This is a genomic window from Methanolobus profundi, from assembly GCF_900114835.1.
GTDB classification, from domain to species: domain Archaea; phylum Halobacteriota; class Methanosarcinia; order Methanosarcinales; family Methanosarcinaceae; genus Methanolobus; species Methanolobus profundi.
Window position 1 is genome coordinate 38032 of the sequence record NZ_FOUJ01000006.1, and the last position, 25000, is coordinate 63031.

The 25000-nt window shown below is 43.4% G+C and carries 25 protein-coding genes and 3 tRNA genes; 12 read left to right on the forward strand and 16 right to left on the reverse strand.

Annotation, left to right across the window (positions count from 1 at the left end; genetic code table 11):
* Window positions 1-45: 45 nt before the first annotated feature.
* Window positions 46-1080, reverse strand: a complete 1035-nt coding sequence (locus BM008_RS12415; RefSeq protein WP_091937517.1) for a virulence RhuM family protein — start codon at window positions 1078-1080, stop codon at window positions 46-48.
* 249 nt (window positions 1081-1329) lie between these two features.
* Here BM008_RS12415 and BM008_RS12420 point away from each other — a divergent pair, with 249 nt between their 5' ends.
* Window positions 1330-2610: a hypothetical protein gene (locus tag BM008_RS12420; protein WP_091937519.1), complete on the forward strand. Its 1281-nt coding sequence runs from the start codon at window positions 1330-1332 to the stop codon at window positions 2608-2610.
* Window positions 2611-2688: 78 nt separating this feature from the next.
* Here BM008_RS12420 and BM008_RS12425 read toward each other — a convergent pair.
* From BM008_RS12425 to BM008_RS12445, 5 genes are all read right to left on the reverse strand, one after another.
* Window positions 2689-2776, reverse strand: a tRNA-Leu gene (locus BM008_RS12425).
* Window positions 2777-2851: 75 nt separating this feature from the next.
* On the reverse strand, window positions 2852-3757 hold the full coding sequence (gene argF, locus BM008_RS12430; protein ID WP_091937521.1) for an ornithine carbamoyltransferase: 906 nt from the start codon (window positions 3755-3757) through the stop codon (window positions 2852-2854).
* Window positions 3758-3790: 33 nt separating this feature from the next.
* Window positions 3791-5095 (reverse strand): phosphoribosylamine--glycine ligase, encoded by a 1305-nt coding sequence (gene purD / locus BM008_RS12435; protein WP_091937523.1) that lies wholly within the window; start codon window positions 5093-5095, stop codon window positions 3791-3793.
* 161 nt (window positions 5096-5256) lie between these two features.
* The gene (pyrE, locus tag BM008_RS12440) at window positions 5257-5790 is read right to left on the reverse strand and encodes an orotate phosphoribosyltransferase (RefSeq protein ID WP_091937525.1); all 534 of its coding nucleotides are present in this window, start codon (window positions 5788-5790) and stop codon (window positions 5257-5259) included.
* A gap of 55 nt (window positions 5791-5845) precedes the next feature.
* Window positions 5846-6388, reverse strand: a complete 543-nt coding sequence (locus BM008_RS12445) for a CDP-2,3-bis-(O-geranylgeranyl)-sn-glycerol synthase (protein WP_281246282.1) — start codon at window positions 6386-6388, stop codon at window positions 5846-5848.
* Between the two features lie 214 nt (window positions 6389-6602).
* On the opposite strand from BM008_RS12445, the gene BM008_RS12450 reads away from it, so the two are divergent.
* Window positions 6603-7643, forward strand: a complete 1041-nt coding sequence (locus tag BM008_RS12450) for a cytochrome c-type biogenesis CcmF C-terminal domain-containing protein (protein WP_091937781.1) — start codon at window positions 6603-6605, stop codon at window positions 7641-7643.
* Window positions 7644-7647: 4 nt separating this feature from the next.
* Complete coding sequence (ccsA, locus tag BM008_RS12455) at window positions 7648-8742, forward strand: cytochrome c biogenesis protein CcsA (protein WP_245748037.1); 1095 nt, start codon at window positions 7648-7650, stop codon at window positions 8740-8742.
* A 21-nt stretch (window positions 8743-8763) separates the two neighbouring features.
* Here the strand turns inward: ccsA and BM008_RS12460 are convergent, their stop codons facing one another.
* The 3 genes from BM008_RS12460 to xseA are packed head-to-tail and all read right to left on the reverse strand — an operon-like array spanning window position 8764 to window position 11060.
* Window positions 8764-9543, reverse strand: coding sequence for a class I SAM-dependent methyltransferase (locus BM008_RS12460; RefSeq protein ID WP_091937529.1), 780 nt, complete (start codon window positions 9541-9543; stop codon window positions 8764-8766).
* A 28-nt stretch (window positions 9544-9571) separates the two neighbouring features.
* Complete coding sequence (locus tag BM008_RS12465) at window positions 9572-9832, reverse strand: exodeoxyribonuclease VII small subunit (protein WP_245748038.1); 261 nt, start codon at window positions 9830-9832, stop codon at window positions 9572-9574.
* 4 nt (window positions 9833-9836) lie between these two features.
* The gene (gene xseA, locus BM008_RS12470) at window positions 9837-11060 is read right to left on the reverse strand and encodes an exodeoxyribonuclease VII large subunit (protein WP_091937531.1); all 1224 of its coding nucleotides are present in this window, start codon (window positions 11058-11060) and stop codon (window positions 9837-9839) included.
* A 221-nt stretch (window positions 11061-11281) separates the two neighbouring features.
* On the opposite strand from xseA, the gene BM008_RS12475 reads away from it, so the two are divergent.
* The 3 genes from BM008_RS12475 to BM008_RS12485 all read left to right on the forward strand — a co-directional run bounded on the left by BM008_RS12475 (window position 11282) and on the right by BM008_RS12485 (window position 16411).
* Window positions 11282-13846, forward strand: a complete 2565-nt coding sequence (locus tag BM008_RS12475) for a type II/IV secretion system ATPase subunit (protein WP_245748039.1) — start codon at window positions 11282-11284, stop codon at window positions 13844-13846.
* On the forward strand, window positions 13827-15773 hold the full coding sequence (locus BM008_RS12480; RefSeq protein ID WP_091937533.1) for a hypothetical protein: 1947 nt from the start codon (window positions 13827-13829) through the stop codon (window positions 15771-15773). Before BM008_RS12475 ends, BM008_RS12480 begins: the two co-directional genes overlap by 20 nt.
* A gap of 74 nt (window positions 15774-15847) precedes the next feature.
* Window positions 15848-16411, forward strand: coding sequence for a flavin reductase family protein (locus BM008_RS12485; protein ID WP_091937535.1), 564 nt, complete (start codon window positions 15848-15850; stop codon window positions 16409-16411).
* A gap of 25 nt (window positions 16412-16436) precedes the next feature.
* On the opposite strand, the gene BM008_RS12490 is transcribed toward BM008_RS12485, so the two are convergent.
* Window positions 16437-16709, reverse strand: coding sequence for a DUF362 domain-containing protein (locus BM008_RS12490; RefSeq protein WP_245748040.1), 273 nt, complete (start codon window positions 16707-16709; stop codon window positions 16437-16439).
* A gap of 1 nt (window position 16710) precedes the next feature.
* Here BM008_RS12490 and BM008_RS12495 point away from each other — a divergent pair, with 1 nt between their 5' ends.
* The 3 genes from BM008_RS12495 (at window position 16711) to uppS (ending at window position 19138) form a co-directional block, all read left to right on the forward strand.
* Window positions 16711-17766, forward strand: a complete 1056-nt coding sequence (locus tag BM008_RS12495; RefSeq protein WP_091937537.1) for a radical SAM protein — start codon at window positions 16711-16713, stop codon at window positions 17764-17766.
* 106 nt (window positions 17767-17872) lie between these two features.
* A complete protein-coding gene (locus BM008_RS12500; protein WP_245748041.1) occupies window positions 17873-18196 on the forward strand; it encodes a DUF2551 domain-containing protein in 324 nt (107 codons plus the stop codon).
* Window positions 18197-18256: 60 nt separating this feature from the next.
* Window positions 18257-19138 (forward strand): polyprenyl diphosphate synthase, encoded by an 882-nt coding sequence (uppS, locus tag BM008_RS12505; RefSeq protein WP_394328926.1) that lies wholly within the window; start codon window positions 18257-18259, stop codon window positions 19136-19138.
* 123 nt (window positions 19139-19261) lie between these two features.
* Here the strand turns inward: uppS and BM008_RS12510 are convergent.
* From BM008_RS12510 to BM008_RS12535, 6 genes are all read right to left on the reverse strand, one after another.
* Window positions 19262-19349: transfer RNA gene (locus BM008_RS12510), tRNA-Leu, on the reverse strand.
* Window positions 19350-19419: 70 nt separating this feature from the next.
* A tRNA-Leu gene (locus BM008_RS12515) sits at window positions 19420-19507 on the reverse strand.
* Window positions 19508-19558: 51 nt separating this feature from the next.
* Window positions 19559-20353 (reverse strand): DNA-directed RNA polymerase subunit D, encoded by a 795-nt coding sequence (locus BM008_RS12520; RefSeq protein ID WP_091937539.1) that lies wholly within the window; start codon window positions 20351-20353, stop codon window positions 19559-19561.
* A gap of 21 nt (window positions 20354-20374) precedes the next feature.
* Entirely contained in the window at window positions 20375-20758 is a 384-nt protein-coding gene (locus tag BM008_RS12525; RefSeq protein WP_091937541.1) for a 30S ribosomal protein S11, read from the reverse strand.
* Window position 20759: 1 nt separating this feature from the next.
* A complete protein-coding gene (locus tag BM008_RS12530; RefSeq protein ID WP_091937543.1) occupies window positions 20760-21320 on the reverse strand; it encodes a 30S ribosomal protein S4 in 561 nt (186 codons plus the stop codon).
* Between the two features lie 13 nt (window positions 21321-21333).
* Window positions 21334-21780, reverse strand: coding sequence for a 30S ribosomal protein S13 (locus BM008_RS12535; protein ID WP_091937545.1), 447 nt, complete (start codon window positions 21778-21780; stop codon window positions 21334-21336).
* 514 nt (window positions 21781-22294) lie between these two features.
* On the opposite strand from BM008_RS12535, the gene BM008_RS12540 reads away from it, so the two are divergent.
* From BM008_RS12540 to BM008_RS12550, 3 genes are all read left to right on the forward strand, one after another.
* On the forward strand, window positions 22295-22795 hold the full coding sequence (locus tag BM008_RS12540) for a PEF-CTERM sorting domain-containing protein (RefSeq protein WP_091937547.1): 501 nt from the start codon (window positions 22295-22297) through the stop codon (window positions 22793-22795).
* A gap of 311 nt (window positions 22796-23106) precedes the next feature.
* On the forward strand, window positions 23107-23892 hold the full coding sequence (locus BM008_RS12545) for a hypothetical protein (RefSeq protein ID WP_143072355.1): 786 nt from the start codon (window positions 23107-23109) through the stop codon (window positions 23890-23892).
* A 3-nt stretch (window positions 23893-23895) separates the two neighbouring features.
* Complete coding sequence (locus BM008_RS12550; protein ID WP_091937551.1) at window positions 23896-24960, forward strand: disk-shape morphogenesis protein volactin; 1065 nt, start codon at window positions 23896-23898, stop codon at window positions 24958-24960.
* The last annotated feature ends 40 nt before the right edge of the window (window positions 24961-25000 follow it).

A 25000-nucleotide genomic window follows, 5' to 3' on the forward strand; every position in this document is an offset into this window, starting at 1 on the left:
GATGAATATAGCAAGTTGTTATAAGTGATTTAGTATTAGGTGCTCTTAGTTGTAGTCATCCTTACTCTCCATGATGCGCCGGACCTCTCTGTCAAAATCGGAGATGTAATTATTATCCTGTGTTACCCGGTATTCTTCATATTCCTGTTCAGCTTTCAGTTTTGCTTCCAGTGCGCTGACCCTGCCCTTGTCTTTCAATATCGGATAACTGGACAGTTCCAGGAAGTTATGCAGGAATTCACTCCAGTCCTGCATTTTCATGAGTATCTGGCGCTGTGCACGATTTTCTGCGAGGTCGAGATAGGCAGAGACCAGCCGGTTCAGTTCCCTGATATGAGCGTCACCGAGGTAGTTCTTGGCAACTGTTACATCAGATCTCAGTATCTTCCCATCAGGTGCCTGCTTCCAGTTTGTCAGGCCCATGTGCAATTTTGTTGCGTCAGCGGAGTCATAAATGATCTCTGCGGCTGTTTTCCCGGTAATAGCCCAGTGAAGCTTATTCTGTACTGTGGCAAAGAATTCCTTTGTTTGCGGGGCATTTTTGTTATAATCCGCAGACAGGGCATATATGTCGGTGATCTTCTGGTAGAACCGCCTCTCGCTTGCACGAATTTCCCTGATACGCTCAAGAAGTTCCTCGAAATAGTCCTTTCCAAAAACCTGCTTCCCCTGTTTGAGCCGTTCATCATCCATTACGAACCCTTTGATGATGTACTCCTTCAAGGCCTGTGTTGCCCATATTCGAAACTGGGTTGCCTGTACACTATTTATGCGATACCCCACCGAAATTATCGCGTCAAGGTTGTAGAATTCCATTTTCCGCTGAACCTGGCGCTCCCCTTCTGTTTGAACTGTTTCCAAAATGGAAATTGTTGACTCTTTCACCAGTTCTCCGGATTCATAGATGTTTGCCAGGTGTTTGCTAATGGCAGGTACCTTCACCCCGAACAAGCCAGCCATAGCCTTCTGGGTAAGCCAAACGTTTTCATCCTTCAGTACTACGTCTACCTTCACTTTTCCATCATTTGAAGTGTAGAGAATGAAATCTGACTGGTTGCCGGAAAGGTTGTTCTCATTCATGGGTTTTAACTCCGCACTGCTGCTGTGTTTCCTTTTTTACGTGGGATTCTGTTTATTGAGGCTACTTTCATGGTGGTTTCCTCTTTTGTGAATTGTTATTGTAGGTTAAATCTGAAAAAGAATGTGGTGTGAGTTGTTGTAATAAGTGCAACGAAATTAGAAAATAGATAATGCCTCTGATTACTTCCAGTGTAAAATTTATTTTTGCAAAAATGTATTTAAAGATAAATAAAACATAGTAAGAATATTATGCAACGTGAAAATGAATATGCAGAATATATATCTAAACTAATAGATAGAAATATAAAAAAAGAACAAGCAAGTGGTTTTACGTCATGGGCTATGCTTGGTGTTTTTTTCTATTTTCTATTCGAACTATTTGATAATATCCCTGTTGCTTTAATCTGGCCACATTTTAAAATGTATCCTTTTATTCTAATTGTCCTTACAATTGACTTTTTTTTGTTTTTATTATTGTTTGTAATAAGCTTAGCTAATTTAGCGCATGTTGAGAAAAAAAGAAAAATATTAACCAAATTAAATGAAGACATATCTCTGCATTATTATATAGGAATGCTGTTTTTTATTCTAAGTTATTCAAATATTAAAACTGGTTTAATCCTCAATAACAAAAATGTTTTGGAATTCCCCTTCTATGTTTGGGGATTATTTTTATTTACGAACGGTTTGGCCCCATACATACAAAATATTGCAAACTTATGGAAAAAATATCAATTGAAGAAAACAATTATAAAATTCAACTCCGGTTCTCAAATCGAAAACAAAATAACTACAATTACAATATTAATTGGTTCATTCGTATCTATTTTAATCTTGTTGTATTATGCATTAACAATAGAATTTAATTTAACAACACACGAAATTTTATATTACATCAAGATTGGAATTGAAATTTGCACCCTTTTTACCTTATCCTTTTTATTATTGGCTCAATTTGTTTTCAAAAAAAGAAATACTTGGCTAGAAAATTTAGAACAAGAGATTTACATGTATGAGTTAAATGATACAGAAATAAAAGAACGATTTGAGAATGAATATATTGGCCAAAGTATTGAAAAATGGTTTTCTAAAGAACGTCGTGAATTAGAACTTATCCATACTGTATTTGAAGAAAGCTATCAAAAACTCAATTTACACATCGAAAAAATGTCTCTAATTCAGCAGATAATTCTAGATAAAAATTTTGAAGATATCTTGTATGAACTTAAGAAATTAGAAAATGAAATAAAATGGTTTGAAGAAGAACGCAAAGCTATAATGAAAACTGTAAAACATAGCATGAAAAGCTATGTAGGTCTTATTAGCGAGATTAACTTAAAACTTGATAGTATCGGAAACAAATCATTAAATCCGCAAGAAAGGAAGGAAATTGTGCAAATCGGCAAATATTACATTGAGGTTCAAGAATCAATTGAGAAACAAACTAACCTATTATTTGAAAGAGTGGAAATATGCCTAGAATCTAGTGAAAATTTTTGGGGCGAAATAAAAGAGAAAACAAATACATAAGAATGAGTCTGCATAAATATAGTTATATGGTACAATATGTTAGATATACTTAAAGTGACTCATAATAAAAAAGTAATCTGGTGCGGGAGATGCGATTCGAACGCATGAACTCCTACGAGACTAGGCTCTGAACCTAGCGCCTTTGGCCAGGCTGGGCAACTCCCGCATTGTGAATGTTGGTAGTAGCGGCTTTTTCTAATTAAACTTTGTGTTTGAAAAAGCCTGAAGGAAACTGGTTGGCTTATGCCAGCAGTTTCAACAAAAGTGCTTTCTGGGCGTGCAGGCGGTTCTCTGCCTGGTCGAATACCACAGAGTGTGGACCGTCCATAACCTCTGCGCTGATCTCCTCGCCGCGGTGTGCAGGGAGACAATGCATCACGATAACATCTGGTTTTGCCTGCTCCACCAGTTCAGAGTTGATCTGGTATGGTGCAAGGTCCTTCAGGCGCTTCTCGCGTTCATCCTCGTCGCCCATGGAAACCCATACATCAGCATAAATGATATCGGCATCCTTTGCAGCCTCAGCAGGGTCATTGGTGATAGTGATGTTACCGCCAAGTTCTCTGGCAAGCTCCACAATATCCTCATCCGGCTCATATCCCGGAGGACATGCCACTGCAGCTTCCATATCCATGAGAGCACAGCCTATTATAGCCGAATTACACACATTGTTACCGTCGCCCACCCATGCATACTTCAGACCGGAGAGCTTTGTCTTGTACTCACGGATCGTAAGCAGATCAGCAAGGATCTGACATGGATGTTCCTTATCCGAAAGTGCATTTATCACAGGGATAGAGGAATGCTCAGCAAGCTGCTTCACTGTCTCATGGCTGTAAACCCTGGCAATGATACCATAAAGATACCTGGAGAGTACCTCGGAAGTGTCTGATACGGTCTCGCCTCTGCCAAGCTGCATATCTCTGGGATTCAGGTAGAGACCATGTCCTCCAAGGTCACACATAGCAACCTCGAACGACACACGTGTACGTGTGGATGACTTCTCGAAGATCATACCCAGACTCTTATTCTTCAACAGGTCTGTGACCTTGCCCCTCAGGCGCTTTTCCTTAAGATCCTCCGCCATATCGAGTAACTCGACTACCTCATCATGAGTAAGGTCAGCCATGGAGATCAGGTGTTTCATACTATCAACCTTCGCTATTTTATCTAATTAATATTATTGTCCGCGTATCTGCTTCATATGGTCGATACGCCTCTGGATAAGATCTGCTTTACCAATGTCACTCCTGTAATGCAGGTCACCGGAAAGGTTCTCCAGAGCGATCTGAGCGATCTCTTCTGCCTTTGCGATAGAATCTGCAACACCTACAACAGCAACAGCCCTTGAACCGGTGGTGTAGACCTTACCATCCTTCTCGTAAACACTTGAATAGAAAAGCACAGCATCACCAATATCACCAACAACGACCTCACGGTCCTTTGTAGGATGATCAGGGTATCCTGCAGGAACAGCATACTTACATACAGTCGCCTTGTTGCTGAACTTGACCTCAAGCTTGTCAAGTGTACCGCTTGCCATTGCAGCCAGCACATCGACATAGTCGCTCTCAAGTAAAGGCAGAACATTCATTGCCTCAGGATCACCGAAACGCGCATTGAACTCAATGACCCTTGGGCCATCCTTTGTTATCATGAACTGACCGTACAGTGTACCCTTGTACTCCTGACCGGTCTCCTTGTGAAGTGCCTTTATGGTATCCTTCATAATCTGCTTTGAGCTCTCGACATCCTCAGCCGTAAGGAACGGAAGGATCTCACCTGCTTCATTATAGGAACCCATACCACCTGTATTAGGTCCGAGATCGTTCTCAAAAGCCCTCTTGTGGTCCTGTACTGTTGGCATGAAAGCAAGGTTCTTACCATCCACGAAAGCCTGAAGGGTGAACTCCTCACCAACGAGGTTCTCCTCTACAACAACACTTCCCATGTCCAGCAGACCTGCTGCATATTCCTTTGCTGCTTCAACATCAGGAAGCTGGTCGCCCATTACCTTGACACCCTTTCCGCCTGTAAGACCGGATGGTTTGATAGCAACGTTTCCAAGCTCATCGATGAAAGCATCCATAGCATCCTTTTCAGTGAATACATCGAATACAGGACAACCTGCAATGTTGTTGTTCCTCATGAAATTACGTGCCCATGCCTTGTCGAACTCAAGCTGTGCGACCTTCCTCTTTGGACTTGCCACGCTGATGCCTGCATCTTCAAGGGCATCTGCAAGACCTACTGCAAGAGGTGCTTCAGGACCAACTACAACGAGCTCGATGTTCTTTGAAACTGCGAACTCAACGACCTTTTCCACATCTGTCTCTTTCTCAAGGAGAAAATCTTCACATAATGCTGCAATGCCCGGATTCTTCTTTGACATCACTGCATAGATGGACGGATCTTTCCTGCTGCGTGCTATTGCTGCTGTCATAGCATGCTCTCTTCCGCCGCCACCAACTACTAGAATATTCATATATCAAACCTCATTATCAGAAAACTTGTGCGATATGCAGATAATTCCTATCTAACATTCATCTACAATCTTTTTTTGTAATTTTATCAGGAATCAGAGTATGAAAATTCTAATTCCTGTAATAAATAACTTACCTTAATGATCTGTATCTTTAAGATCATTTATATGAGGTCGCTTGCCCTGACAAGAGGAACAAGTTTCACACCCATATCAGCCAGACCTTTTTCTGCACCAGACTCACGGTCAACCACTGTGATGACACGGTCAACGACAGCACCTGCTTCACGTATAGCTTTGATCGCATCCATTACAGATCCACCGCTCGTAGTAACATCCTCAAGAAGAAGGATCCTTGAGCCTTCACTGAAGTCACCTACAAAACGTCCGCCAGTACCATAATCCTTTTCGGATTTACGGATCAGTACAAGTGGCAGGTCGGTTTCCAGTGAAACAGCCGTTGCAAGTGGAACACCACCAAGCACAACGCCGCCAACAGCATCCAGATCAAGGCTGCTTATGACCTTTCCAGCTTCCCTGGCTATCACTTTGAGAGTAGCAGGGTCCGTGCTGGCTTTCTTAATATCAATATAATATGTGCTTTTCTTCCCGGAAGCAAGTGTGAAATCACCGAACTTAACAGCGCCACATGCTTTCAGGGCATCTATCAATGCAAGTTTACCATTCCCTTCAGACATAATATCACCAGATAATAGTTAATGATCAATTATTAGATCTTCAAATTGAAATAACTCACCAGGGTTCATTCTTTACCCCGATGAAATAACCAACAACATTCGTCACAAAATGCAATAGCGGTGTGACGATAAGTAAAGTAAGGACAATAGGGAGAGTGAAGTTTCCCAGGAACCAGGCAGGTGAAGTAACCAATGTCAACAGCCATGCGCCCATGACAAAATCAAGCTGGTCAACGCCGGGCAGGGCGGCACCTCTCTTGTATCCCATCCTGCGTTTAAAGAAACTCATTGACATATCACCCAGAAGCGAACCGAAAGCAAGAGTGAATATCACAAGCATGGCACCCATACCATCTCCAAAGGATGGCAATTCAACGCCAAATATGCTGCTGCTCTTTGTAAGATAGTACATCTGCGAAAGACCCAGTAGCATCCCACACAGCGTCCCTGCAAAAAGCCCGCGCCAGGTCTTACCATCTCCAAGCATACGCCTTCCATCGGACATTGTCCTGCCACCATCTATAGAAGGACCTCCACCGAAAACGGCAGCCATCGAATTAGGCAGGTAAGCAGGAAGCATAAGCCATACGGCAGTTATCAGTATCTCTATCGTAAGTATCAATCCTCTGTAGTAACTTTCTTTAGCAACTTATTCCTGCAATACTATACTCTCATCCGTTGCTCTGTCCTGATATGCAACATCATTATTTAATATATCGAAATAGGATGGATAAATAAAAGTACATAGTATAAACGGCTTTGCCCCGATGTCTAATTATAAATATGTTGTATACATAGAATCTCTTTCCAAGATGAAAAACAAAATACCGCAACTGACGGCAAGCAACACCATGCTTGCGACTGTTGTCACTTTTCTTCTGCTGGCAACTATCATCACAATGGGGATGCTGACCCCCCTTATCGCAAAACTCACAAGCGGGGTCGAACTAAGTCTCGAGCCATCATATTTCAATAACAGGACCGCGATCCCTGTAGCTATCCTTATGCTGCTTCTGAGTACATGTATGCTTGTGGGCTACACAGAAAGAAAATATATCCTGCCCATAGTTGGAGCTTCTGCCCTTGTATCTATTCTTTTCGCAGTGATCTCCCCATTTGGGAACACACCAATGGACATAGCTCTACCCATACTCATTGTAACACTGCTTGCCACCCTTTACAGGATATTAGGCATATATGCAAAGAACAAGGACACAAGTACCAGAGCAAAGATAAGAAAGCTCAGCGCACACGTGATCCACATAGGAATAATACTCATACTGCTTGGAATTGTTCTCAGCTCTAATATGAAAATGGAAAGTTCTGCTGTGCTTGGGACAAATGAGATGGTCGCCTTCGATGGACAGCATTACCAATTGGTGGTCAACAGCATGAGCTCATACTACAGCGGCGAGGCTTACCGCACATACCAGGGTTCATCCTACACAACAGAAGTGGTCTTTGATATCTACAAGAACGGGAATTATTTCAAGGAAGGACAGGTCAATTACATCACCGACTTCAAGTGGGGACAGACCTACACTACCACTTATATCAACCGGGGACTGACCGAGGAACTTTTCATAGCACCAAGGGCGATAAGTGAATCTGACGGACAGATCGACCTGTATATGAGAACAGTACCTTTCATCAACTGCCTCTGGGGAGGCATGTACCTCATGGTAATAGGCATCATTGCCCTGTTCTTCACCGACCGCAGACACGAAGTACCGGATAAGGATGCATCTGACAGGAACATTAGTGGCAGTTCCAACGTCGATGCCATATATGACCGGATGTTTGAACAGGAACTCAAAAAACGTACTGTAAAGAAGACAAAGGGTAAGAGGTGATGACTTGAACTTAGGTATGATACTCATATGGCTGGCCTTTGTCTTCGGATGGGGAGCCACATTCTATTCAATTCGCTATTACACTTCATCCGACCACATTGCAAGGATGCGGTCAAAGAAGTTCGAGATACTCTGTACTGCCAGCATCACACTCTCGGCACTCATACTCATAATACACCTGCTTAGCGTGAATGCTTCCTATGAATACGTTTACAATCACTCCAGTACGGACCTCTCATGGTTCTACCGTCTCTCAGCATTCTGGGCCGGGCAGGAAGGATCACTTTTGCTCTGGACATGGGCAACACTCGCCATGCTAATGCTTGTCCGCTACACAGGACACACCAGAGAGCTTTCAGAGACAAAGCTCATGGACATTACAACGATGATAACAATGGCAATTGTATCCGTGTTCCTGATACTCCTTGTTATCGACAGCCCATTCTCTGCGTTCCGCATACTTCCGTCGGGCACTGTTGAGCCCACGAACTGGAATCCCTTTGCGGTGCTCTATAACGTACCATACGGACAGGGCATGAACCCGCTCCTGCGTAACCCATGGATGGCGGTCCATCCCCCTATACTGTTCCTCGGATATGCCGCCTTTACAATACCCTTTGCAGCAGCGATCGGAAATCTGATAACAAAGGATGGACGCTGGACACTTGTTGCAAGGGACTGGATGAGACTTGCATGGCTTTTCCTGACACTTGGAATAGGTCTGGGAGGATTCTGGGCATACGAAGTCCTTGGATGGGGAGCATGGTACTGGACATGGGATCCTGTGGAAACGTCCTCACTTATACCATGGATCACTTCTACCGCTTACCTGCATGCTCAGACACGCACCAGACATGGAGAGTATGGATTCCTGGCACCACTGCTTGCAGTTGCCTCTTTCATACTTGTGATATTCGCAACATTTGTCACAAGAAGTGGAATATGGGCTTCAGTACACTCATGGCAGGATTTTACAACAGAAGGAGCTGTCATTGCAATATTCCTTGTGATACTCACAGGGATCAGCACATTCCTGCTGGGTAAAAGATATCTTGAAGATGAAAAAGAAGATAGTGGACAGGGATCAGGTTCTGCGTGAACCTCCAACCTGTTCTACACATTATTTTTTGACTGCATATACATTCAGCCTTCTGAAATACTCGAAGTATGTACCGTCGGGCTGAGCAGCTAGTTTTTTAGCATCCTCAACTACAGTATCCCTGAAAAGCTTAGTTCTCTCTTTCCTGAGATAAGGCAGAAAAGGAACCAGACCAGGTTGTTCTATCCATCCTACAAAGGATCCCTCATCCGGGAAATTGCGGTCGGCATTCTCCATCCAGACCCTTGTTTGTTCAAAGCCTGCTGATGACAGGAGTTCTTCATATTCTGAAGTACCCGGCATGTACCATGGCCATTCCAGTGAACTGAACTCATTTTCAAATTCAGGAGAAGATATGACCTTCATGAGCACATCATACAGATTCTGGCAATTGCCTTCACCTGCAAACTGAACCCTCATGAACCCACCAGGATTCAGACAGTTATAGATGATATCCAGAAGACGGGAATGACCTTTCACCCAATGAAGAGCTGCATTAGAGAAAACAACATCGAACTTATCCTCAAGGACAATATCTTCCATATCCAGCAGTCTGAACTCCATATTTTCAGCCCGGTGGTTCTCTGCCTGCTCCAGCATGGAAGACGAACTGTCAACACCTACAACCTTTCCATTGGGCACTCTCTCAGCCAGCCTGGCAGTGAGAAGACCGTTACCACAACCAAGGTCAAGGATATGTTCATCACCCCTGAGTTCAAGCTCATCCATTACTTTGCTTCCCCAGTCCCTCTGTGGCTGGGAGAACTTTTCGTATTTCTTACCATCAAAATCCTTTTCCATTCATACCTACCTTCACTTCAAAAGAGACTTACTCATCTATAAATTTTTCAGTTTTCAACTTCCCATTCTCTTCGATAAGTATCTCGATCTTCCTTTCAGCTTTTGAGAGTTTCTGGTTGCATACACGGGCAAGCCCCATTCCACGTTCGAACAGTCCAAGACTCTCATCGAGGGTTAGCTGACCCCTCTCAAGCTTCTCCACAAGGCTCTCCAGTTCCTCAAGAGAGACCTCAAAGCTCATATCATCAACTCCTTCGATCATTTCCGACATATTCTTCCATTCTTTCATGATTTTAACTTCCCTTCTTATCAGCATCCCTTTTATCAGGCCGGACACCTGTAACCCTGCATTCTACTGTCCCATCGATCACCCTGACATCCAGAGGGTCATCTGTATCCACATCCCCTATAGTTCGTACAACACTATTATCCGAAGCCTTCAGAGTGATACTATAACCCCTTTCAAGTGTGTTCAGCGGACTCACGGCATTCAGGCGACCTGCCAGTCCTGAAAGAGAGGAGGACTTCGAATCTATGACCTTTCTTAGTCCGAGTTCCATCCTGGTACTCAGTTCATCCACCCGCTGCATATCACGTCGCAGGATCTCAGCGAACCTCTCGGGCTCGATCCTTGAGGAAAGATAGTCGAGTTGTCTTCTGTTATCGGATATTATGTGTATTGCAGCCTGTTCCATACGAGATGAAAGAGCAGAGACTTGCTTTTTAAGATCCGATCTCTCCGGCACAGCAATTTCTGCGGCTGCCGATGGTGTCGGAGCTCTCACATCAGCTACGAAGTCCGCAATGGTATGGTCGGTCTCATGTCCCACTGCAGATATGACCGGTATCTTTGAGTTGAATATAGCTCTTGCAACTATCTCTTCATTAAAGGACCAGAGATCCTCAAGTGAACCACCGCCCCTGCCAACGATGATCACATCCACATCCATCCCATTGAGATGTTCTATGGCCCTGACAATGCTCTCTGCGGAATTCTCACCCTGAACCACAGCAGGGCTCAAAAGTACATCCACAGGGAACCTGCGTTCAATGACATGAAGTATGTCATGTATCGCCGCACCCGTTGGAGATGTGACAACGCCGACCTTTGAAGGAAAACGCGGGATCCTTTTCTTATGGACCACCTCGAACAGACCTTCTTCCTGCAATCTGTTCCTTAACTGCTCATATGCTTTGTAGAGTTCACCGATACCATCAGGACGCATATCAAGGACCCTGAGCTGATACTGCCCCCGCACAGTATAGACATCCACGGTCCCAAAGACAAGCACCTTCATAGAGGTCTCCGGTTCGAACTTGAGCGTGCGGTTGGTCATCCTGAAGCTCACACAACTTATCTGGGCACCTTTGTCCTTAAGTGTGAAATAATAATGGCCGGAGCTATGTTTGGTCAGGTTCGAGATCTCACCTCTGACCCATACCTGACCAAGCTGTGGATCATTTACCAGAACCTGCCTGATATGATCATTCAATTGTGAAACAGTGTATATACCCATGTAGGAACTCCGGCCTTTGAAAAGATTATGATCGGATAGTATAAGATCCAAAGGGAAGTTATGTGAAAGTATTATATTAACGGTTGTTGCCGGTAAAGATCAACAGGAAGTTACAGTCTAAAAAATAACATCCTAAAAAAAGAAATCTTTTAAATTTTATTTAGAAAACTTTTAATAGACCACGCCTTCAGTAAAAAGAAATTAACTGGTTGGATAAAAACGTGGAACACATTAATAGAACGGACTGCAGAACTGCTGTTGCTGAACATTCCAAAAGCAGTGAGGCTATCAAAGCTACCCATTACAGGGAAATGCAACTCATCCTTTCAGACAAGCATCCGATAAGCTCTGAAATACTGATAGATGACCGGGAGAAGATCAGTATGATACTGGGAAAGATCCAGTCATGCATTTCCTTATTAACAGGGAAAAAAGATGGAGAGAACGATATATGCCCTTACAGATCAAGAGTATCAAAGAACAGCAGGACCATAACCATCGATTGCAAGGACTGTGACCTTGCATCCAGTTTTGATGATGAACAGTGCAGGAAGAATATATTCACCATTCTTCAAAAGGAGCCTGTTGCCGAAAGGCTCACCCTCTCGAAGCTCTATGAGCGGGACTACGAAAGCAGGTCACTTGAAGCGATATATCTGATGGCAGGTCTCAAGGACAAACTTATCCCTTACAGGAATGCAAAACCTGTTCAAGTTACATGCAGCGATTCTTCAAGATGCAGCGAAGAACATGCAGGAATAATGAGAACTATAATGGATTCCTCAGGAGCAGATCCTCTGAAGACCTGCTACATGATCGATAAACTGATAGAATATAATGAGAAAAAAGACCTTCATCAGGATATCCAACCCGAGTGCATGGATTGCAGAGGCAGATTTTCAGAGACACTCTATGAAATGAACTCCATCTCAAAAAAAGTCTCAGATAGTACCTGCCTCCATACCCATGGACACAATAGAGGAACATATGAAGCAAACTATCCTGATGGAGCAGACAACAACTACGAAAAATATCTCCGTTCATACGTCAGACCACCTTTTTCAACATCCAGGATATACACCGAACCTCCTGATAATACGCTCTTCCTTGAATGCTACGACATAAGTTACCAGGATGAAAGAAAGCTCCCTGTGAATATCTACCAGCTCACTGACCGGCCTGAGAAAATGTATGTTATCAACCCTGTAGAATACTCTCTTGAAGAAAAGGAACTCAAGATACTGGAAAGGGTAAGAAGGAAGATGATAATGCACCGGCCTGCAGACCTGCAATTCTCGGACCCGGTGAATTCAAGAGAATACTTCCGAAGACTCAGTAAACAACTCCTGTTCGAAGAAACTGCTGCTGAAGATATCACCTCTGACCCTGCAAAAGTAAAACTCTGCTGTGACCTGCTCACCAAGTATACCACAGGACTGGGAATACTTGAGGACCTGATGTCAGATGAGAGGGTCACTGATGTCTATGTGAATGCTCCTGCTGATCAGAATCCGGTTCACGTGGTAATGGACGGGGAGGAATGCATTACCAACATCTTCCTGTCACAGGAGGATATGGAATCAATGGTCTCAAGACTTCGTTCCATCAGTGGCCGCCCGTTCGGGGAAGCTACACCAGTACTTGAAATGTTCCTGAGGGAATACGGAGTGCGTGTATCAGTGATCGGTGATCCCCTGAGTGCTAAAGGAATTGCCTACGCATTCAGGAAACATGCAAAGGACCCATGGTCATTGCCAAAGCTCATCAATAACGGTTCCATCTCACCACTTACAGCAGGTCTTCTGAGTTTCATAATGGATGGACAGGCATCAGTTCTTGTTGCCGGAGGAGTGGGAGCCGGAAAGACATCACTCATGTGTGCTCTGCTTCTTGAGATACCTCAAAAGTGTCGCATGATAACCATAGAAGATACATCTGAGATACCCATCGAGGAATTGCAGGAAATGGGATGGAAGGTCCAGGGACTTAACTCACAATCTGCGATCATGAAATATGGGGTTGAGATAGAACCTTCCGTGGCACTGCGGGCATCCCTGAGACTTGGAAGTTCATCTTTGATAATGGGAGAGGTCAGAGGTCCCGAAGTAGCCGTGCTATATGAAGCAATGCAGGTAGGAGCAGCCGGAAACTCAGTTATCGGCACGATACATGGCTCATCCACCGATGCGGTCTATGAGAGGGTCGTGAACACACTTGGAGTACCACCGGCATCATTCAAGGCAACCGATGCTGTCATCGTATGCGCGAATACAAGACTTTCGGGAAGTATGACAATGAAACGGCGTGTCATGCAAGTTGCCGAGGTCAACGAGAAATGGGATGAGAGTTCTGGAAAGGTCTTCTCTGACATACTAAGTTATGATGCTTCAGAGGACTGCCTTAAACCCTCTGACATCATGGACAGAGGACAGTCAGCCCTGATAGGAAAGATAGCAGACAAGTGGGGCATTTCCATGGATGAGGCATCAAGCAATATCCGTATGAGAGCAATGATCAAGGCAAAGATAGCAGAGTACGGCAAGGATGACGAGCATCTGCTGGAAGCAAGGAACGTTGCTGTGGCAAATAACATGTTCTGGCTGCTGATGGACAGAGAGATCACAGAACCTGATGGAACGAATTACCAGAGAGTATGTGACAGATGGATGGATTGGTTCGAAGGGTTTGCAGGCAAAAATGAAAGTGCTCCTGTGATCAGAGAAGGACAGCCTGGCACCGGACATAACGAACAGTATATCTGCGCAGGTGGTCAGACTGTACAATGAGAACTGGTATTACACCGGCTGCAAGTTCACATCTGCTAATTTAAGGTGGCTCATTAGGGACCATGATTCATTCAGGCAGCAAGCAGACAGATCCATCAGCGAGAATTACCGCAATGCAATGGTCTATACAGGATTCTCATTGGAACCTCATGAGACCGTGCTTTTCTCCTATGTAGTTGCATCACTTGCACTGATAGGCATACTTGCTTTTGATATCATCCTATTCAGGCTCATCACTTTTGAAGGGGCGACCATTGGAGCCGTTATAGTGTTAAGCCTCATGTTCCCACTTGCAGTGTTGCTCTACCTGAGCGAGTATATCAAGATACATGCAAAATGGATGAAGGTCAGCTCCCTTGGAGATATTCCTGAGATTATCAGTTACATTGTGATGTCAATGAAACTGGTGCCAAATATGGAAGTTGCTATCCGTTTCGCTGCAGGGAACTCCACCAGGCCACTTGCAAAGGACCTGAAAAAGATGATATGGAACCTGCATATGAGAGAGTACAAAGGTATTGATGATGCAATACTTGAATTCTCCAACCTCTGGGGCAAGGACAGCGAGTACTTCAAAAGAGCATTGCACCTTATTAAAAGTTCTACAAGCGAACCTGATGAAGCGCAAAGAGTGATCACCCTGAACAGATCACTGGACCTTGTGCTTGAAAGTACGCGCAACCTGATGGATAACTTTGCATCAAAACTGAAAACACCCACATATGTACTTTATTCCATATTCATTCTGATACCCCTTGCCCTTGTTGCATTGATGCCTGCAATAACCGTTGTAGGCATACGTTTTGGAATTGGTACGTTAGTCATAATCTATGATGTGGTGCTTCCATTACTGACATTTGCATACGCCGAATACATACTGACGCAGCGACCTGCGGCATTCATTCCACAGGACATACCTGAAAGCCATCCTGAACTTGAGGGCATAAGAAAAAGAAAACAACAGTCACTTTTGCTATCTTCGGCCATTGGTATATTCATATCGTCATTGGGATACATACTGATATACAAAGGAAATCCGTGGAACATAGTGTCAACAGCAACACTTGATGGAATAATACCGCCAACGCTATTCATTATATGGGGGATCGTATTTGCCATTGCGATCTACCTGAATATCAGCTATGCCCCTTACAAGAAAATAAGGGATGAGATACGCAAGATGGAGAACGAGTTCTCAGATGCATTGTTCGTTCTGGGTAGAAGGATATCTGAGGGCAGGTCTGCGGAGGAGGCATTCATTCACACTGCAAGGACCATGGAAGGTTCTGATATATCAAGTGCCTTTGAAAGAATATCGCTCAACCTAATGAATATGAGAACAGATATCCGTTCCGCAATATTCGATGAGGATTTTGGGGCTTTCAAGGATATATACTCAGAAAGGATCAGGACAACGATGCTCCTCCTTGTAGAAAGTGTGAATAAGAGCCATCTGGTTGCAGGGGTTGCCATAGTCAAGCTTGCAGACCACCTTAAAGAACTACAGGACGTTGAGATCAAGATCAAGCAGTCACTCTATGACATGACATCGACCATGCGCTCAACTGCTGCAGTCTTTGCGCCACTTATCGCAGGTGTCACTATTGCTCTCTCAGAGGTCATAGCAAAGATACTTCAGAACATATCAGATAGCATCGAACGCCTCCCGGAAAACGCGTTTCCCGGACCGGCACAGATATCCCCAGGGAATCTGAACCAATCGATCCCTTCCGACCTTTTCATGTTCGCCATCGGAATTTACATCATTTTGATAACAGTGATACTTATCCGCTTCTCCGGCACGATAGAATACGGAGGTGACAGGGCACAACTACGGTATGAGATAGGCCAGACACTACCAATTACGATCATAGTGTTCACTGTTTCAACGATATTCTCAAGAATTATATTCAGAGGAATGATATAAACCGGAAACAGAAAGATACTCCCACTGCCGCAAGATTAAAGCTTCCTTAATTCCTTTTTTACAGAGGTGCTTTTATGAAAAGATCGATCGGAGCCAGATCCTTAGCATACCCGACGCCAGCATGGCTTGTCGGAACCTATGACATGTTCGGAAAAGCAAACGCTATGACTGCAGCCTGGGGAGGTATCTGCTGCTCAGATCCCCCGTGCATCAGTGTTTCCCTGAGAAAGGCAACCTATAGTTATGCCAATATAATGGAAAAGGAAGCTTTTACGATCAGCATACCCTCTGAGGACTATGTGAAGGAAACAGATTATTTTGGTATTGAAAGCGGAAAGAATGTAGACAAATTCGAAAAGATGGGACTTACTGCTGTGAAAAGTGACCTTGTGTACGCACCATATGTAGAAGAGTTCCCCATCGTCCTTGAATGCAAACTGATACACAGCTTTGAGCTGGGCCTTCACACACAGTTCATTGGAGAGATCGTTGACATCAAAGCAGAGGAATCCGTGCTTGATGAGAAAGGTAACCCTGACATAAAGAAGATAAGACCGATAATCTACTCGCCTGAAAGGAATTATTACGGACTTGGGAAATTGCTTGGAAAGGCATTCTCAATTGGAATAGAGAAGTAGAACTGTAATTGATACGGGGCCTTGGTCACTCCATATATACCAGGGCCTTGTTAGGACAGATCTTTACACATTTCATGCAAAGGTCACACTTCTCATGATCCACATTAGCGAAACCATTGACCCTGTAAAGTGCACCATTTGGACAGACATTCTCGCATCTGCCGCATTTCCTGCATCCCAGTGACACAATGAAGCCTTCACGCTCTTCCATCGAGGAGGAGTATTGTATGAATGCTACATAAGCCTTAGGACCTCTGTCAAAAATACCCTTATATACCTGCAGGTTATAGGATGCCACGATGAGTAATATCACCCAGGGAGAGGCAGGTTCTTTCCACTCTTTTCTTTCAGAAGGCTGCAAGCTCTGTAAACAGGGAGCTAAGATGGTCCTTTTCATAACGGGCATATGCCCAAAGGATTGTTTTTATTGTCCAGTGTCACATGAGAGACGCACTGATGATACCTATGCCAATGAAAGAAAGGTGAGCTGTGACTGTGATGTTATTGATGAAGCGAGACAGATGGATGCCCTTGGTACCGGGATCACTGGAGGAGAGCCACTTATCAGGCAGGAGAAGGTCCTCCACTACATAAGGCTACTCAAGAAGGAGTTCGGGCACGAACATCACATCCATATGTACACATCTATGACCCCTGACAGGAAATTGATGGCAGAACTTGCGGAAGCAGGACTCGATGAGATCAGGTTCCATCCACCTGTAAGACTCTGGGACTCTCTGAAAGAGAGTGGTTATACAGACTCTATACGTTCTGCGAAGGAACTTGGACTTGAAACTGGGTTTGAGATTCCTTCCATCAAAGGTGCAAATAAAGTAGCTATTTTTGCAGAGGAGAATGATTGCTTCATTAATCTGAATGAACTGGAGTTCTCAGACACTAATGCAGATGCAATGAAAGAGCTTGGTTATCAACTAATAGATGATATCTCCAATGCAGTAGTGGGATCTGAAGAATATGCAGCTGAGGTTGCCTCTGACTGTCAGAGGATACATTTCTGCTCATCCAGCTACAAGGATGCTGTACAGCTTCGAAAAAGGCTCATACGTATCGCTGAAAGGACATCCAGGACCTTTGACGAGATCAGTGAGGACGGGACCATATTCTATGGACATATTGAATGCGATGAAATAAGTGATATTGAAACTTTGAACGATGAACTTTCAGAGATGGAAGTACCGGCTGATATGCTGGAAATAACAGAGAGTGGGATAGACATTGCATGGTGGATCCTGGAGGATATAGCAGGATCTGTGAGTGATGATAAAAGAAAATTGTATATCATTGAAAGATATCCATTTAAAGAAGGGCTAATTGTTGAGAAGATACCCCTTTAAATGCTAAATTATATATGTTAGAATGATATAGATGGTACAATTTTCATATCCAATACGGGTTTTAGAACTATTTCAAATAAATAGTTTTATAAGATAAAATAACATATTGAGGAAAGAGGTGTTTGTACTGGAAACGATTGAAGAGCGAGTAAGAGAAAGACTAATTAAATATCTTAGTCGCGATGATACTGGTATACGCAAAGTTGTACTGAAATTGTTCCTTAACGGTAGTAAATTCACTACAGGAGACGTGTACGAGCATCTACATAATACGGATTTTGATGTGAGCTACAGAGGAGTATCAGCCATGGTAGGTCTTATGAATACAAGACTTGGCATCCTTAGCATTGATGTTACAGGTGATCACAATATATACCTGCTTAAAGAAGATTACAGGGAGATCGTAAGGTCCGTCCTTGACAACTACTGACCCCCTAACTCTTCATTTTAGATACTTTAAAGATACACAATTCTAACTTAAATTACGGGAGTGTCACTTATATTCAGAAGTATACCCCGAATAGTCTACAAAGGATACGAACGCCTGCTAACACAGGAAGTCCAGAGTGAAAAGGTTCCGCGACACGTTGCTATTATTATGGACGGGAACCGCAGGTATGCACGCAAACTTGGGCAAATGACATCATATGGCCACAGGCGCGGGGCAGATGTCACAGAGAGTGTTATGGAGTGGGCCTGCGAGATCGGAGTGGAATACCTGACCATATACGCATTTTCAACTGAGAATTTTAATCGGTCAGATGACGAAAAGGATAAGCTTTTCGACCTTATCAAATTGAAGTTCGATGATATAGTCGTTGACGAACGGACCCATGAGAGAAAGATGAGGGTCCATGCGATCGGCGATATTGATAAATTGCCGGAAAGTCTCCGTGAATCGATCGATAATGTAGAACTTGTTACATCAGTATACGATAAATTCAATCTGAATGTTGCAATAGCATACGGCGGAAGACAGGAGATAGTCCAGGCAGTGAAAGAGATCGCCTACAAGGTGGAGACAGGAGAGATCGACCCCGACACCATCGATGAAGAAACTATATCCGATCATCTTTATCCATCAAAAAGTGCTGCACTCCCTGATGTGGACCTTATTATACGCACAGGAGGAGACGAAAGAGTATCCAATTTCCTCCCGTGGCAGGCCAATGGAAGTGAATGTGCAGCGTATTTCTGTGCACCCTTCTGGCCAGAGTTCCGCAAGATAGATTTTCTGCGCTCTATACGTGTCTATCAGTCCCGTATGAGGGAAAAACATCAACGTGCAACCATCCGTGCAGCCCAGTTCCTCAAAGCCCTTGGAAAGGCGGAAATAGAGGAAGTCAGGCAGCATTCAAAGGTTAAGAATTAAAACCACTGTTCTTACAAGATCATTGTGTCACATCATAAAAGCAATATAGCCTTACCAGTGACCACTATTTAGAACTATATCAAAAGCTAGTCAGTTCATCTTAAAGCATCAAAAAAGAGATTGTGGTGCGGGAGGTGTGATTCGAACACACGAACTCCTACGAGACTAGGCCCTCAACCTAGCGCCTTTGGCCTGGCTGGGCAACCCCCGCACATGATCTGCGAAGAAAGTAATTTGGTTCGACCTGAAAGGTCCGAAATAATTCATCTATAAGAAGTATCTGGTGCGGGAGGTGTGATTCGAACACACGAACTCCTACGAGACTAGGCCCTCAACCTAGCGCCTTTGGCCTGGCTGGGCAACCCCCGCATCGAGATTGATTTCCTATAAATTTTAGGAGAGTAAATCTCCTAATCCACATCAGAGGGACTCTAAGATTTGCCCCATCTGGCTGGCTTTCTCCTTAATAGTTGTTCCTGCATTTATAATTAACTGTTGGACTGTGTAAGAACCATCGGATTCCATAGTGAAAATGAAAGAATTTTCATCTTCTGACACAGTAATTGCATCAATATCACAGACTGATGCACAGAGTTTGCAGAGTATACATTTAAGGATGTCGTCGCCGGATATTTCTGCGCCGTTCGGACCAATGTGAATGATATCTTTTGGACATTCCTTCACACATGCGCCGCACTCGTCACAGTTCTCGAACTTGACAACGGGCATATTCTTGTAGCCACATGCCACACCAGCTTGCCATTTAGCATGTTGATGACCATACCCCATGTGGGCAATAGCCTCAAGCACTACTTTCTGGCCTTCCTTCAGATCAATGATAGGAATGTTCTGGTCAGCTGGCTGGACGGTCTCATCAGATGAGACAAAGTCGCCCGAATATACCATTCTCGGACCTTCTGCACTGAGGGTCAGGGATACCTTGCATGCAGGGCATTCTGATCCACATGTGCACTCTTCTACAGGTACGAACTCCTCAATGTTTGTCGTCAAAGGAATAAGGCCAAGCCTTAAAGCTAACTGCTCATCAAAGAGGACTGACGTATTGTTGTAGATGTTCACATCATCGATAGCAATAGTAGGTACATCGGAGAGCGCTGCCCTCCTTATACCATTAGCCAAAGCTGCACTTGCATCTGATAATATGAACTTCGCAGACCTCTCTGACAGCTCAAGTATGTCTACTTCCATTGTCATGAGTTCATATCCATTTAGTATTTATACTCTTCTACCGCCCTTTGGACGTGTACCATCGTGTGGAACAGGAGTTACATCCTGGATCCTACCGATCTTGATACCTGCTCTTGCGAAAGCTCTGATAGCAGCCTGTGCTCCAGGACCTGGGCTTCTCTGCTTGTTGCCACCAGGTGCACGCACCTTGATGTGGACGCCTTCGATGCCCTTATCCTTAAGGGTATCTGCAAGCTGGCTTGCCATCTGCATAGCAGTGTATGGGGAACTTTCATCACGTGCTGCCTTTACAACCATTCCACCAGAGGATTTGGCGATGGTCTCAGCACCTGTGATATCAGTTACTGTGATGATGGTGTTATTGAATGAGCATTTAATGTGAGCTACAGCCCATATTCCATTTGGTGCCATATTATTCCTCCGTTCCTGCTACTGCTGAAGCGATCTGTGCAGGCCTTTCTGGGTGTGACTCACCAGTGAGTGGTGAATTTCCATAATAGTCAATGTTCATCTCATCTGCTTTTGCGATGAGCACACCAGGAATTGTTACTTTCTGACCATTTATTGAAATGTGACCGTGTGTAATGAACTGCCTTGCCTGTTTTGGAGTTCTTGCAAGACCAAGCCTGTATACCTGTGTCTGCAACCTGCGCTCAAGAATTGCTTCGGTCTGAAGTGCAAGAATATCATCGATATTTGCATCAGCTGAAAGGATAGAGAATCTTCTGAGCCTTTCAAGGATCTGATCAGATTCGGTCTTGAGGTGACCTGCAAGTTCTGTTTCTGCAGATTCTGCAAGGATCCTACGTGCGTCTGCCCTGTATCTTCTCAAGATACTGACTGCCTTCCAGAGTTCCTTCTTGTTACGGAGACCGTACTTTTTAAGAAGCTCTACCTCTGTGGCCATCCTGGCTGCCTGCCAAGGGTGCTTAGGAGTATCATAACTCTTTCTCTTTTTACCTGGATATCCCATAAGATCACCTTAATTATTTCTTCTTGCTTACGCCAATGGTTGAGCCACGCCTTCCTGTGGACTTTGTTCTCTGACCTCTGACCTTAAGACCTCTCTCGTGCCTGAGACCACGGTATGCCCTAACCTTCTTAAGGTTGTTCAGGTCTTCCCTGAGGGTCATAATGATATCCTGGCCAAGGAGATGCTTGTCATTTCCGGTAAGTGGGTCTGCAGTTCTGTTAAGCATCCAGGTTGGAAGGTTCTGCTCGAAATTAGCAATAGCTGTGTCGAGCTTTGCAACATCCTCATCAGAAAGATAACCAATGGTCTCTTTCGGGTCGATACCTGTGCTTTCAACTATAATTCTTGATGTTCTGAGCCCTATACCGCGAATACCGGTCAGCGCATACATTACGGGCTGACTACCCTGAAGGTCAGTATTCATGATACGGACTAAGTGTCTTATTTCTTCATCTGCCATTATTTTTCCTCCTTAGGGACGCAAGCGCCCTGTAGCCTCGGAACATAGGTCCCGACACACCCCATCATCACAATGGAGCAGGCATTTCTAAAGATTTTAGAATAACTCGCCTGTATATACTATCTGTCATATTTAACACTATTGTGCAAACGTAAATAGGAATACAAGTGGACTCTCTCTATAGGTTGATCACTTAAATACTTTCCCATATAGGAAAAAGAACATTGTGCCAAAAGATACAAAGGACAATTTTGAAAACAAATGAATGATCAGAAGGAGAACAAGTCTTCAATTTTATTAAATCTGTGCGCACAACATGAGGACTAGCCACTTGAATCCATAAAGAATTATACATATGAGTATTAATATATAAAAATAGCTAATGGCAGAAATCACAAATGTTCAGTAGGTATAAATAGGTCAAATTACCAAATATAAAGTGGGATATTATATAGGGAATTTATTCCCAAAAAACGGGAAAATCCGTACTGACAAGTACGGGGGGGTAAAATAAATGAAGAAATTAGTATTAGTTGCAATAGTAGCTATGATAGCTTTGGTAGGAACCGCTAGTGCTAACTACGGAGCTGACCTTGCCGACAGTAGTGGAGTTATTCTGCCACTGACAGTTTCCCAGGTCGTTGGAACTCCAGTAGATTACAGCATTATATTAAGTGATTTTACCGGAGAGACCGTATATTATACCATAGGATTCAATGATACAGGATTGGACGTGCAGATACTCAAACAAGGAACATATGTCAATGCTGCTAGTTTCACAGACTATGATATTGTACGCGTAACAATTGAACCTGGCGCACAACAGGGTGATCAATTCAGTGCAAGGATCGATGTTTGGAAAGATGATCCATCACAAGTAATAAGATCAGTTACATTCTGGGCATCTGCATCACAGAACTTTAACGCACAGATTCCAGAGTTCCCAACAATTGCACTGCCAGTAGCTGCAATACTCGGTCTTGCATTCTTCATGCAGCGCCGCAAGGAAGAGTAAGTATTAAACTTACTCCCATTATTTATTTTTTGATCATATATAAACCAGATAGCTACTGCTTTAGCTAATGCCACACAATTTAATTGTGCTATTTCAAAATGCACTATAATCAACTGAGACTCTGCAACATACCTGTTAATACGTGGTCTCAAGCTTTTCACGCTGAACCCATACCTTGCAGTTTAGTTAGTGTAAATAAATGATCACATTTAAGCCAACAAATAAATAATCACGCATAAATAAATACAATTGTATAAAAGTTCAACTTATACACAAAGAACATATATTAATAAACCTATTTTATTCCTGAAATGGAATCGAAACTCAGATACTACTTTGGATCGATGGTATTCTTATCTGGCCTTATACTTTCCATAAGTGCAATTGGATTTGCTATAATGGTCCATCTTAGGAGAACATCCGATCCATCGGAAATAATTACCACTTATGGCCTTCTGGGTGTTGGACTTTCCTTCATATTATTAGGCATTAACCTGATGATAAGTCAACGCAGACCTTACGGCGTCTATAGTAACTGGGTAATGATATTCGGGTTCCTGTCTTCAATTTTCGGCGTGATTTTCTTTTCAACGATCTTTTCAGATGCATGGGTATATCCCAATGTTACATACGTATCCTTCGCATATGCATCAGGTATTTGCCTTCTTTCAGGTAACGCATTTGGAAACGCGGTTCTGAGACTCATAGAGGAACGCTCCAGACAATTACTTGAAACAGATCCTATCGATCTGTATACAGAAGAGGATATTGAAAAAGAAGTGGAAAGGACACTGAACGAATCCTTGTCTGATAATACCAGATTCTCTTCATTCAACATGGGTATCAAAGAAGATACAACAAACTTTGTCCATGGAAAAGCATTGAAAGAAATGGCACAGACAAAAATTGAGGTCCAGGATAGTATAAGGGAAGTCGAGTGTCTGCAAAGCACGATCAGTGGAAAGGTCAAAGTGGATGATTATGGCATAGATCTGACAACAAAAATGCTGAGTGCAACCATGAAGCAAAGTGCAGAGATAGAAAATAGAAAGTTATCGAATAAGATCAAAAATAAAATAGACTTTATTAGGAGATAGAACATGGCAAAAGGACTTGATGTAGGAACAATGAATATTATATGTGCAGAGAAAGGGAAAGGAGATTCGATCGCATTTGCACAGCAGAGAAACGCTTTTTTAGAGATGGAAGCTGGAGATCTGGCACAGAATATGCTTGATAGTGCCAAGATATTGTATACCCAGAAGGGCGACACGATCAACGTACTTGGAGAGGATGCATTCAAATTTTCCAATGTATTCAATAAAGGGATAAGAAGACCAATGAAACAGGGAATTATAAGCCCTGATGAAAAAGAATCTATCCCAATGATCAAACTGATAATTGAAAGAGTAATTGGTCAGCCTGAGAAAGATGGAGAGATAGCATATATTTCAGTCCCGGCTGCCCCTGTTGACAGCAAAGTGAACGTACTATACCACAGCAAGACCGTTGAAGCTCTGGCAAGAAAACTTGGTTACGAGACAAGTCTTATCGATGAAGGCCTGGCAGTTGTATTCTCAGAACTCGGAGACTTTAATTTCACAGGCATAGGAATCAGTGTAGGAGCAGGCATGACGAACATAACTGTCGCATACCTTGCCACACCTATTGTATCATTTAGCATTACAAGAGGCGGGGACTGGATCGATGAACAGGTATCCAGTGCAACTGGCGTTGCGATCGAGAGAATTACATCAATAAAAGAAACCGATTTCTCATTTGACTCGGATTATGAGATAGGAAGCGTACAGGGTGCACTTGCCCTTTACTATGATGCTCTGATAACATATATAATTGGAAACCTGAAAAAGAAGTTATCTGAAGTTGCACCGCCTGATGCAGAGTTCCCTATCGCCATTGCAGGCGGCAGCAGTCGTGCAAAGGGATTCATGGAAATGTTTGAAACCAGAATATCTGAAGCAAGCCTTCCAATAAACATCTCAAAAGTGAAAAAGAACAAGTATACACTTTCAGACTCTAAGGACCCTATATACTCAATTGCAAGAGGATGCCTTATCGCAGCTCTGACAAGAGAAGATGCTGAATCAGTAGAAGAAGTTGAAGAGAAAGCCACTAAGGCTGAAAAGAAGGCTGCTGCAGTTTGAGCACCTTCATTTTTCTTTTTTTATCATACATTATTTATTT

Excerpts from the sequence above, each read along its gene's own strand:
- BM008_RS12415 (WP_091937517.1), bottom strand. The coding sequence starts at position 1,080 with ATGAATGAGAACAACCTTTCCGGCAACCAGTCAGATTTCATTCTCTAC.
- BM008_RS12420 (WP_091937519.1), top strand. The coding sequence starts at position 1,330 with ATGCAACGTGAAAATGAATATGCAGAATATATATCTAAACTAATAGAT.
- argF (WP_091937521.1), bottom strand. The coding sequence starts at position 3,757 with ATGAAACACCTGATCTCCATGGCTGACCTTACTCATGATGAGGTAGTC.
- purD (WP_091937523.1), bottom strand. The coding sequence starts at position 5,095 with ATGAATATTCTAGTAGTTGGTGGCGGCGGAAGAGAGCATGCTATGACA.
- pyrE (WP_091937525.1), bottom strand. The coding sequence starts at position 5,790 with ATGTCTGAAGGGAATGGTAAACTTGCATTGATAGATGCCCTGAAAGCA.
- BM008_RS12450 (WP_091937781.1), top strand. The coding sequence starts at position 6,603 with ATGAAAAACAAAATACCGCAACTGACGGCAAGCAACACCATGCTTGCG.
- BM008_RS12460 (WP_091937529.1), bottom strand. The coding sequence starts at position 9,543 with ATGGAAAAGGATTTTGATGGTAAGAAATACGAAAAGTTCTCCCAGCCA.
- BM008_RS12465 (WP_245748038.1), bottom strand. The coding sequence starts at position 9,832 with ATGAAAGAATGGAAGAATATGTCGGAAATGATCGAAGGAGTTGATGAT.
- xseA (WP_091937531.1), bottom strand. The coding sequence starts at position 11,060 with ATGGGTATATACACTGTTTCACAATTGAATGATCATATCAGGCAGGTT.
- BM008_RS12485 (WP_091937535.1), top strand. The coding sequence starts at position 15,848 with ATGAAAAGATCGATCGGAGCCAGATCCTTAGCATACCCGACGCCAGCA.
- BM008_RS12495 (WP_091937537.1), top strand. The coding sequence starts at position 16,711 with ATGAGTAATATCACCCAGGGAGAGGCAGGTTCTTTCCACTCTTTTCTT.
- BM008_RS12520 (WP_091937539.1), bottom strand. The coding sequence starts at position 20,353 with ATGACAATGGAAGTAGACATACTTGAGCTGTCAGAGAGGTCTGCGAAG.
- BM008_RS12525 (WP_091937541.1), bottom strand. The coding sequence starts at position 20,758 with ATGGCACCAAATGGAATATGGGCTGTAGCTCACATTAAATGCTCATTC.
- BM008_RS12530 (WP_091937543.1), bottom strand. The coding sequence starts at position 21,320 with ATGGGATATCCAGGTAAAAAGAGAAAGAGTTATGATACTCCTAAGCAC.
- BM008_RS12535 (WP_091937545.1), bottom strand. The coding sequence starts at position 21,780 with ATGGCAGATGAAGAAATAAGACACTTAGTCCGTATCATGAATACTGAC.
- BM008_RS12540 (WP_091937547.1), top strand. The coding sequence starts at position 22,295 with ATGAAGAAATTAGTATTAGTTGCAATAGTAGCTATGATAGCTTTGGTA.
- BM008_RS12545 (WP_143072355.1), top strand. The coding sequence starts at position 23,107 with ATGGAATCGAAACTCAGATACTACTTTGGATCGATGGTATTCTTATCT.
- BM008_RS12550 (WP_091937551.1), top strand. The coding sequence starts at position 23,896 with ATGGCAAAAGGACTTGATGTAGGAACAATGAATATTATATGTGCAGAG.